General features: G+C 70.4%; 7 protein-coding genes. 4 read left to right on the top strand and 3 right to left on the bottom strand.

What is annotated here, in order from left to right; all coding sequences use genetic code 11:
* Together GWK61_RS20785 and GWK61_RS20780 are read left to right on the top strand one after the other, a co-directional pair.
* On the top strand, positions 1 to 258 hold a 258-nt coding region (locus GWK61_RS20785), incomplete at its 5' end, for a hypothetical protein (RefSeq protein WP_194910483.1).
* 6 nt (positions 259 to 264) lie between these two features.
* Positions 265 to 1,056: an alpha/beta fold hydrolase gene (locus GWK61_RS20780; RefSeq protein WP_194910481.1), complete on the top strand. Its 792-nt coding sequence runs from the start codon at positions 265 to 267 to the stop codon at positions 1,054 to 1,056.
* Between the two features lie 89 nt (positions 1,057 to 1,145).
* Here GWK61_RS20780 and GWK61_RS59635 read toward each other — a convergent pair whose 3' ends face one another.
* Together GWK61_RS59635 and GWK61_RS20770 are read right to left on the bottom strand one after the other, a co-directional pair.
* Positions 1,146 to 3,518, bottom strand: a complete 2,373-nt coding sequence (locus tag GWK61_RS59635) for an SGNH/GDSL hydrolase family protein (protein ID WP_323747668.1) — start codon at positions 3,516 to 3,518, stop codon at positions 1,146 to 1,148.
* 61 nt (positions 3,519 to 3,579) lie between these two features.
* Positions 3,580 to 4,482 carry a hypothetical protein gene (locus GWK61_RS20770; RefSeq protein ID WP_194910479.1) on the bottom strand — a complete coding sequence of 301 codons (903 nt, stop codon included), beginning with the start codon at positions 4,480 to 4,482 and terminating at the stop codon, positions 3,580 to 3,582.
* A 174-nt stretch (positions 4,483 to 4,656) separates the two neighbouring features.
* Between GWK61_RS20770 and GWK61_RS20765 the strand changes: the two genes are divergently transcribed.
* Positions 4,657 to 4,851, top strand: coding sequence for a DUF6229 family protein (locus GWK61_RS20765; protein ID WP_194910476.1), 195 nt, complete (start codon positions 4,657 to 4,659; stop codon positions 4,849 to 4,851).
* Between the two features lie 7 nt (positions 4,852 to 4,858).
* Positions 4,859 to 7,738 (top strand): type 2 lanthipeptide synthetase LanM family protein, encoded by a 2,880-nt coding sequence (locus GWK61_RS20760; RefSeq protein WP_323747667.1) that lies wholly within the window; start codon positions 4,859 to 4,861, stop codon positions 7,736 to 7,738.
* Here GWK61_RS20760 and GWK61_RS20755 read toward each other — a convergent pair.
* A complete protein-coding gene (locus GWK61_RS20755) occupies positions 7,672 to 9,678 on the bottom strand; it encodes an ABC transporter ATP-binding protein (protein ID WP_194910475.1) in 2,007 nt (668 codons plus the stop codon). The genes GWK61_RS20760 and GWK61_RS20755 overlap by 67 nt on opposite strands.
* Positions 9,679 to 9,780 lie beyond the last annotated feature (102 nt).

The raw sequence follows: 9,780 nt of genomic DNA, 5'->3' as shown, positions 1-9,780 counted from the left end.
TTCTGGGCCTGGGGCGACGGCCAGAGCGCCGGCCAGCGCGACGCCCCGAGCCCCGACAACGACCGCCCCGCCATCGTCCCCTGGCTCACCGACGCCTACCCCGAACTCGCCACCACCCCCGACCGCCTCTGGCTCTACCGCACCGGCTTCGCCCTCCGCGGACTGATCCACTGGCCCGCCTACGCCCCCGAGCCAGACCTCCCGCGCGCACACCCCATCCGCCAGCTCCGCCACCTCGCCGCCCCAGAACAGGAGTGACACCCGATGCCCACGCCCCCGATCCACGTCACCACCTGGAGCGAAGCCGCAACCCCCACCACCCGCGCCATCCTCATCCACGGCACCATGACCTGGGGCACCGAATGCTTCGCCGGGCAACGACCGCTGGCCGAGCACTTCCGGCTGGACGTGCCGGACCGGCGCGGCTTCGGCGACAGCCCCGACACCGCACAAAGCGACTGGGAGGTGGACGCCGAGGACATCGCCGCCCTTCTCGACGAAGCCCCAGCGCACCTGCTGGGACACTCCTACGGCGGCGTAGTGGCGATGGCCGCAGCCATCCTGCGCCCCGAGGCCGTGCTGTCGCTGACCCTGATCGAGCCCTCCGCACTTCGCGTCGCCGAGTCAGTCCCCGTAGTCGCCGCAGGCCTGGCCGCCAATCGTGCCGCCTTCACCACCGACCCACCCCTGACCCACCAGATCACCCCCGAGGACTACCTCCGCTCCGGCGAAGCCTTCGGCCTCCCCATCCCCGCCTTCACCGAAGGCCGCCTCCGAGCCACCCGCACCGCAATGGCCGAACGCCCCTGCTGGGAAGCCGACATCCCCCTGGAGCCCCTGGCCCGCGCGGCATACCCGAAGGCCGTCATCACCGGCGACTGGCAGTCCGCCAACCGCGCCTACCGCACCACCGTCGGCAACGCCCTCCTGGCAACCAGCCTCTTCATCGCGGAAGGCATCGGCGCACACCACCACTCCGTACCCGGCACCGACCACTTCCCGCACCGGGACCGCCCCGATGTGGTCAACGAGCTGCTCTGCACCATCTGGTCGTGACGCCCCGCGGCCCTCCCCCCGACGCGACTTCGTGCCGGGCCGGCAAGCGCAACTCGCCGGCCCCGCGCCCTCAGCTCAACCCACTCAGCTCACAGCTTCGAAAGATCCACCGCCCCCGCCATCGCCTGATACCCCGCCGCGCTGGGGTGCAGGTGGTCGCCGCTGTCGTAGGTCGCCAGCAGCGCGGGCGGGTTGGCGGGGTCGCGGACGGCCGCGTCGAAGTCCACGTAGCCGTCGAACACGCCGGCGCTCGACCTCACGAAGGTGTTCACCAACTGGCGTTGTGCCTCGTAGGCGCTCGTCCAGGCGCTGTAGCCCTTGAAGGGGGTCACTGTGCCGCCGAGGACTGTGATGCCTTCGGCGTGCGCGGCGGCGGCGATCTGCTTCAGGCCGGCGATTACTGCGTCGGCGGAGGTGCCTGACTTGATGTCGTTGACGCCTTCCAGGATGATCAGGGTCCTGACGTTGCTCTGGCTCAGGACGTCGCGGTCGAGCCTGCTCACCGCGCTGATGCCGCCGTTGCCGGTGCCCTGTACGCCGGTGAAGTCGTCGCTGACGACGCGGTTGGCGCTGATGCCCTCGTCGATGACGCCGCGGTGCGGGTCCGTGCTCGCGGCCAGGCGGCGCCACAGGTCGTTCGGCCAGCGGTCGTTGCCGTTGTAGGTCGAGCCGACGCCGTCGGTGATCGAGTCGCCGAGCGCCACGACCGTGCCCACCGGGGAGCCGCTGGGAACCACGTCCACGCCGGAGAGCAGGGTCCAGAAGCCGAAGGTGTTGTTCACCGGGTAGTTGCCTACGTCAGTGGTCTGATCCCCGGCTTCATCAGCGGTCGAATACATGTCCTGGGTGCCGAGGCTGTGTACCGACTCCAGCTGCACCGTCCCCGGGAAGTACACGCTGACCAGCAGGTTTGCGTCCGCCGGGACGGTGAACGGCACCGCGTCGCTGATCGCCTGGCCGCCGCCGGGGATCGTCGTGGCCTGATTCCCGTTGAAGGTCAGCGTGGCCGGGGTGCCGGTCGCGACCGACGTGCTGCTCTGCACCGCGACCGTGACGTGCCCGACGCTCACGGGCGCCCCGACGAACGCGTTGTCCAGCCGCACCCGCACCTGCGAGCCGCCGACGCTGGAGTGCTCGACCATCCGCAGCGTCCGGTCGGTCCAGGGCCCCGGCACCAGCCCGTCGTCGGCGGCCGCGGCCCAGCTCCCGCTCCAGGCCCCGGCCGACGCCCGCGCGCCGATCGCGAAGATGTGCAGCTCGGTGCCGGGCGGCGGCGACGCCAGGGTCGGCAGCGTCAGCGAGGCCAGCGTCTTGCCCGCCGTCAGCGGCACGGACTCCACGTACAACTTCGCCGACGCCGCCGCCTGGCCGCCGGCCTGGTTCCAGTGCGGCAACGAGACCGCCATCGTGTCCGTCGCCCCGACGATCCAGTCCGGCGTGCCGATCGTGTAGCCCTGCGTGCTGCCGTCGCTGTACGTCAGCGTCCCGGACCCTGATGCGGCACCGTCGGTGCTCGTCGCCAGGAAACTCAGGGCACTGCCAGAGACTGAATAAGAGATCTGCTGCCCGTTGGCCACCACGTTGTCCGGCTTCCCGGCCGCGACCTGCGGCAACGCCAACCGCGCGGCGCCGGCCACGACCTGCGCGCCCGGAGACCAGCCGGCGGCGATGAGGTCCTGCTGCGAGAAGCTGTTGCCCGAGCCGTCCAGATTCGCCCCGGTGACGTTGCTGTCGTCGCTGATGCCGACGTTGTTGAAGGCCGACGCCAGAGACGCCACCGGCGCGGCGGGCCCGAACGCCGCAGCGAACACATGCATCGCCGAGCCGCTACCACCGGTCGCGTTGGGCAACGTCACCGACGCCACCGCCTTGCCCGCCACCAGCGGCACCGAAGTCAGGAACAGGCTCACCTGGTGCACCTGCCGACCGCCGGTCGAGTTCCGGTACGGCGACACCGCCGCGATCGCGACGGTCCCAGTCCACCAGTCCGGCACGGACATCGCAAAGCTCTGCGTCGTCCCGTCGGCGTACGTCACCGTCCCGGTCCCGCTCGTGGTCCCGTCGGTACTGGTCGCCACCAGATCCAACGCACCGCCGGACCCGGCGTCGGCGAACGTCTGCCCGGTGGCGATGGTGTTGTCGGCCTGACCAGGCGCGATCTGCGGGACGCGCACGGTCGCACCGTCGGCCAGCGTGTAGACCGCACCCGGCGACCAACCGTCGGCAGCCAGGGCCTCTGCGGAGAAACTGGATCCTCCGCCGTCCAGATTCGCCGACGACTGCGCGGCGTCGTCACTGATCCCGGCGTTGTTGAAGGTCGCCGCCAATCCGTTCGAGGTCGCGTGCGAAGTCGCGGACGCGGCACGCGCGGTGCCGTGCATGAGGCCTGCGAAACACAGGCACGAGGCGAACAAGAGCACTGCGGGCCGGCGCAGCCGGTCCCGAACGAAGGGAACGTTCACAGGGTGGAGTGTCGAATTATCCTGACTTGCTGTCAACGGCCTGCTATTGAGCGAGGGAACGTTACCGCTGAAGGGAATCCGGGATCGCAGCGAGTAGGGCGACGAGCGAACCGTCCCCGACGACAGCCAGATCCGAAGCAGCCTGCGCAAGCTCCCACGGCGCCGCGTCCCGAGCCAGAACAGCGATCCGCTCCGACATCAAAGGACTGATTGCCAGGTCACCACCAGCCACCAGCTCCGCCGCCACCCCGTGCACACCGCCCAGGAAACCAAGCCCGTGCACCGTCAACTCGATCGTCGCGCACGCCCGCAGAGCGTTCCAATCACCGGCGAGCACAGCGTTCCCGGCGACCCGCGCCGCCTCACGCGCATCGCTCAAACACCCGTACCCAACGTCAGCGCCGAGAACCAGAACCGCCCGATGAACAGCCACCGGAGCCCGTAGTCGAGGATCACCCAACGCGATCTCCTCAAGCGCGGCGTCAATATCCTGCGACCGGATTCCGCTTACACCAGCGTCATAAATCGCCCTGGACTCCTCCCACGACGCCGCCGTAAGCCACTCTCCGACCGCGTCGATGTCCCGATCCGACAGCGACGCCCACGAAGGCAGGCCCGTCTCCGTCAGGGCGAGCCACGTCTGCCCGACAAGATCCGGCTCAACCCGCATCCGGTTGCGAACCAGCACCCTGATCTGGGCGCGCACCGACGACACCGGACAATCCCGTAGCCTCACAGCCAGCCGCAACCCGTGCTCAACCTCCCCATGCAGCGCCTGATACCACGCGTACGCAAGGGTGATCAGCGCCCGCGACCCGTCGTCCTGTAGCCCCGCGATGGCGTCCTCCCACAGCGCCGGCACGTCGGCAACCAGGCCCGCGGCAGCCATCTCGTTGGCCCGATCGCCCAAAGACGCTGCCAACGATCGCATAGCGTCTCGGCCCGCAGCCGGGACATCAGCCATGATTTCTACCCCTTGATATCAATACTCTGTCAATGTCGGTCTAGGTACAAACTATCGTATGTTTCTCCTTGTCACTACGTACAGCCAGATATATACAGAACACAACGAGCACGATCGAAGACGGTGATCCCGGTTCGTGCTCCGTCACCTTCCCCCCACCTCTGGAGGTCTCGCATGCCCAAAACCGAACTCCTCGACACCGACAGCGTCCTCAGCAGCTGGCTGAGCTCGGGCGACGACGAGAGCCCGGCCGGCCCCCTGTTCACCGGCGGCAAGTACGCCGAGGCCGACATCATCGGCGCGATCATCCGCGAGACCCGGGGCACGTGCAGCTCCTGCACCGCCTCGCGCGGCAGCCAGTGCTGCTGAACCGCAGGTGACCTCCCGCTTCTCCGGTGAGTTCGCCGGAGCACTGGGCTGCCTGGCCGCGCCGTACTCGGCCGGCCTGGCGGCCCGGCTCGCCGCCGTCGAGGGCCTGAGCGGGCCCGAGCGCGCGGCGATCGCCGAGGCCGCCGAGCGCGCCATACTGGAAACCGTCCACCGCAAGGTCAGCAGGGTTCTGCTTCTCGAACTCAACGCCGCGCGCCTGACCGGCCGGCTCACCGCCGAGGATCCCGCCGCGCGCTGGGACGAATTCCTGGCGATGGCCGACAACACAGAGTTCTGGCACTCTCTGTCGAGCCGCTATCCCACGCTCCAGCAGCGCCTGGACGCCGTCATCCAGCGCCGCGCCGACGCCGCCTGGACGCTGGCCCGCCGCTTCGCCGCTGATCGCAGGACCCTGACGGATTTGACCAGCGTCGACCCCGGAGAGCTCCGGCACGTCGAGTTCGGCGCCGGCGACAGCCACCGGGGCGGACAGTCGGTCGCGATCCTGGAGCTGGCCGAGGCCAAGGTCGTCTACAAGCCGCGCCCCGTCGAGGTCGACAAAGCCCTGACACAGCTGCTCGAAACCGTGCTCCCCGACGTCCCGGCCGCCACGCGCATCCGCGTCCCGGCCGCCATAGCCCGCGACGGCTACGGCTGGAGCGAGTTCATCGAGCACCGCTACTGCGACTCCGACGCCGAGCTGACCGCCTTCTACCGCGGCGTCGGCCACTGGCTGGCCGTGATGCGCCTGCTCGGCGGCAGTGACCTGCACACCGAGAACGTCATCGCAAACGGCCCGATCCCGATCGTCGTGGACTGCGAAACCCTGTTCAGCACCATCCCCCAGGGCCCGCCCTCGGGCCTGGGCCACGCCGTCGACACCGCCGCCAAGCTGGTCGACGAGACCGTCCTGCGCGTCGGCATGCTCCCGAACCGCGGCGCGGCCCTGGGCTGGCGCGGCGTGGACTCCTCCTCCGTCGGCGCACTCCCGGACGAGCAGCCCTCCGGGCAGGTCCCGGTGATCGTCGACGCCGGCACCGACCACGCACACCTGGGCTTCGCCGAGGCCACACCCCAGCCCGCCGCCAGCCTGCCGAGCCCGAAGCCGGCCCTGGCCGAGTACTGGGAAACGGTCGCCGCAGGGTTCGAAGAAGGCTGTGCCGCGCTCGCTGACGCCGACGAAGCCGGTGTCCTGGAACCGTGTATGTCAGCGTTCGGAGACTGCCAGATCCGCATGGTGCTGCGCGCCACGGACGTCTACGAAGAAGTCGCGCGCATGCTCTGGCACCCCGTCTCCCTGCACAACGAGCCCGCCGCCGTGCACCGCGCCACCGACCTGTTCGTCCAGATGGCCGAGCAGTCCTCGGCGGCGCCGGGCGAACCGGACGTCGTCGCGGCGGAGATCGCCGACCTGCTGACCGGCGACATCCCCTACTTCGGCACCACGCCCCGCACCGGCCGGCTCACCGGCCCCGGCGGCACGCACTGGCTGCCCGAGCAGGACCTGGTCGCCGACGCGCTGACCCGCTGGCGCGGCGCCGATCTGGAGTTCGACCGCGGCATCATCCGCGCGACGCTGGTCAGCGCGTATCTGAATGCTGACTGGACGCCGAGCAAAGGCCTGCGCAAACCGACCGCCGTCAGGACCAGCGGCGTCGACAGACGTCGCAGAGTCCTGGCAGCCGCACTGGTCCGGGAACTCCGCGACAGCGCCACGCGCGGCACGGACGGCACGGCCACGTGGATCGCGCCGGTCCTGAGCCTCACCGGCTGGGTCGTCCAGCCGCTCAGCCCGGACCTGTACAGCGGCCTGCCCGGCGTAGCGCTACTGCTGGCTGCCTATCAGGGCGAGGCCGAGGCCGGCCGCGCCGACACCGTCGAAGGCGTCAGCGCGCTCCTCGACGCGTCCGTCCAGACCATCCGCCTGGCCGGCGACCACTCCGCCAAGCTGCGGGCCGACGGCATCGCGATCCGGCCGCGCGAACCCGGCGGCTGGGTCGGCCTGGGCTCGGAGCTGTGGACCTGGCTGACCCTGCGCCGCCTCGGCGCGGTCGGCGACGAGGCGCTGGACCGGGCCCGAACCCTGGCCGGCCTGGTCCCCGGCGCGATCGGCGACGCCGAGGAGTACGAACTCGTCTCCGGCCCGGCCGGCGCGATCGTGCCGCTGCTCCAGCTCACGGCCGCCACCGGCGAGCAGCGCTGGACCGACATCGCCGCGCACATCGGCACAGTGCTCTGCGACGCCGCGCTGACCAAGGACGCCGGTGTGACCTGGCCGACGACGCGCTGGCCCGGCGGCCTCGGCGGCTGCGCACACGGCGCGTCCGGCATCGGCTGGGCCCTGGCCCGCCTCGCACTGGCCACCGGTGACGCCCGGGCGTCGGAGACGGCGCGCGCCGCGTTCGCCTTCGAAGAGTCCTGCTACGACCCGACCATCGGCGGCTGGACCGACCTGCGCGAGATCGAGCCCGGCCTGACCGCCAACGCCTGGTGCCACGGCTCGGTCGGGATCGCCCTGACCCAGCTTGACCTGGCGCGGCGCGGCTGGCCGTCCGGCAACGTCGACAGCATCCTGACGCGCGCCGCCTCCGCCGCCTACACGCACGGCATGGGCTGGAACCACACGCTGTGCCACGGCGAGCTCGGTGTCTGGGAGCTGATGGACGCCGCGCTGCGGGACGGCTTCGCTCCGGCAGGCGTGGACCGGAAAGGCTTCGAGGCGCACATCGTGGCCAGCCTGGAGGAGAACGGCGCGATCAGCGGCATGGCGCGCGAAGCGTTCTCGCCGGCGATGATGTCCGGGCTCGGCGGCGTGGCGTATCAGCTGCTGCGGATGGGCTCCGGTAGCGAGTTGCCGTCGGTGTTGGTGCTCGACGATCCGTTCTGACGACTGACGCTGTCGACCTTCTCAAAGCTCTGTCGCTGAAGCAGGTAGGACCGCGCGTACCAGCCGTCGGCCGAGACCAGCTCGGCGTGCGTCCCCTGCTCGGCGACCCGGCCCTCGGCGAAGACGTAGATGTAGTCGGCGCATTCGGCGACGTTCCCCAGCCGGTGCGTGATCATCACGATGGTGCCGCCGTACTCGCGCAGCCGATGGTAGAACGCTGCTTCGGCGGCGGCGTCGAGGCTGGACGTCGGCTCGTCGGCGATCACCAGCGCCGCACGCCGGAAGAAGCCGCGGGCCAGCGCGAGCCGCTGCCACTGGCCGCCGGAGACCGACAGGCCGCCGCTGAGGCTGCGCTCCAGCAGCGTGTCGTAGCCGCGCGGCAGAGCACTGATGAACTGGTGCGCCCCGGCGTGCCGGGCCGCCTCCTCGATCCGTGCCGGGTCCGGCTCCGCGGTCCACTCCCCGATGCGGATGTTCTCCCCGGCGGTGAACGGGAAGCGCGTGTGGTCCTGGTCGATGAAGGCGATCCGGGAGCGCAGCGTGTCGATGTCCATCTGCGCGCTGTCGCGGCCGTCCCAGGTGATGCGTCCTGAATCCGGCAGGTACAGCCTGCCGAGCAGCTTGGCCATCGTCGTCTTGGCCGCGCCGTTCTCCCCCACGAACGCGACCACCTGTCCGCGCCGCACCCGCAGCGAGACGCCCGCGACCGCCGGTGTCTTCGCTCCCTGATAGGTGAACACCACGTCCTCGACGAGGATCTCGTCGAATTCCTCGGGCGTCGACTCGCTCCCGGCCGGCGGCAGGTGACCGGCGGCGTCGTCGCAGAACGAGCGATAGTCCTCCAGGTACAGGCCCTCGGCATACAGTTCGTTGATATCCATGGCCAGGCCGAGCAGGGCCTGCTGAACCCGGCTCACGGCCAGGTACGCCGTCCCGCCGACGGCCAGCGGAATTGCCTGCCGCCACAGCAGCAGCGCCAGCACGGCGTAGACCACGCCGGTGAAGAACCCCGCGATGGCGTTGCCCACGATCATGGACGACGTCTCCGCGCGGACCAGTTGCAGCCGTTCGGCCAGGTAGGCGTCGGTGATGCGGCGGTAGCGCTCGACCAGGTAGCCGGACAGGGACAGCGCGCGGACGGCGGCGGCCGAACTCGTCGTCACCGCCAGCCCGATCAACAGGTTCTGCCGACGCCGTCCCTCCACCCAGCGCACGAAAACCTTGTAGTCCAGCCGGGCCACCCGCACCGCGGCCCACCACCGCGGCACCACCGACAGCAGAAGCAGCGGCACCAGCACCGGATGCAGCACGGCGAGCACGCCGGCCACGCCGATCAGCGTCGCAAGGCTCTGCAACACCTGCTGCGTGATGGCCAGCATGCTGCGCGCCGAGATGGAGCCGCGCTCGGCACGCTGCGAGGCGTCGACCCAGTCCGCCTTGTCGAAGGCAACCAGCTCGGCGCGCGTGCACAGCTCCTGCAGCCGGATCATCGCCCGGGCATCCATCATCGGCCCGAGCTGCTGCGCGAACGCCTTGGCGATCGCGTCGCACAACGACCGCGAGGCGGTCAGCAGCAGCACCACGAGCATCGACGGCAGCGCCGCGCGGATCCGGTCCGGGGTGGCGCCGGCGCCGAACAGCGGGGCCAGGACGTCGGTGGTGGCGTAGAGACTGAAGGCGCCGGCCAGCGAGGAGGCCGTCTGCACCACCAGCAGCGCGATGGTGCGGGGTTTGGAGGCCTCGGCGGCCAGCCGGATCGAGGTCGCGATCAGCAGCGGCAGCCGGCGCGCCACGGTGCGGTAGCCGGTCCCGGCGGTGTCGGCGTAGCCGGTGTTCCAGCCGTCCGGGTCCGGCGCCATGTCGTCGATGACGGTGACGGGCACCGCGTCCACGTCGAACGCCCGGGTCATCCGCCGCCAGAGCCCGGCCCGTCGAGTCATCAGATCAGTCTCGCCGACCGGCCGTCGATCGTCGAGGGCTGATATCTCGCCACGGGCGCTCGTGCACGAACCCTGCGCGAAACTGATTGAAACTGACCCTTC

It is taken from the genome of Catenulispora rubra, from assembly GCF_015356825.1.
In the GTDB taxonomy this organism is placed as follows: Bacteria; Actinomycetota; Actinomycetes; order Streptomycetales; family Catenulisporaceae; genus Catenulispora; species Catenulispora rubra.
Note: the sequence above shows the minus strand (reverse complement) of the source record. Positions and strands in the feature narration are given on the sequence as shown.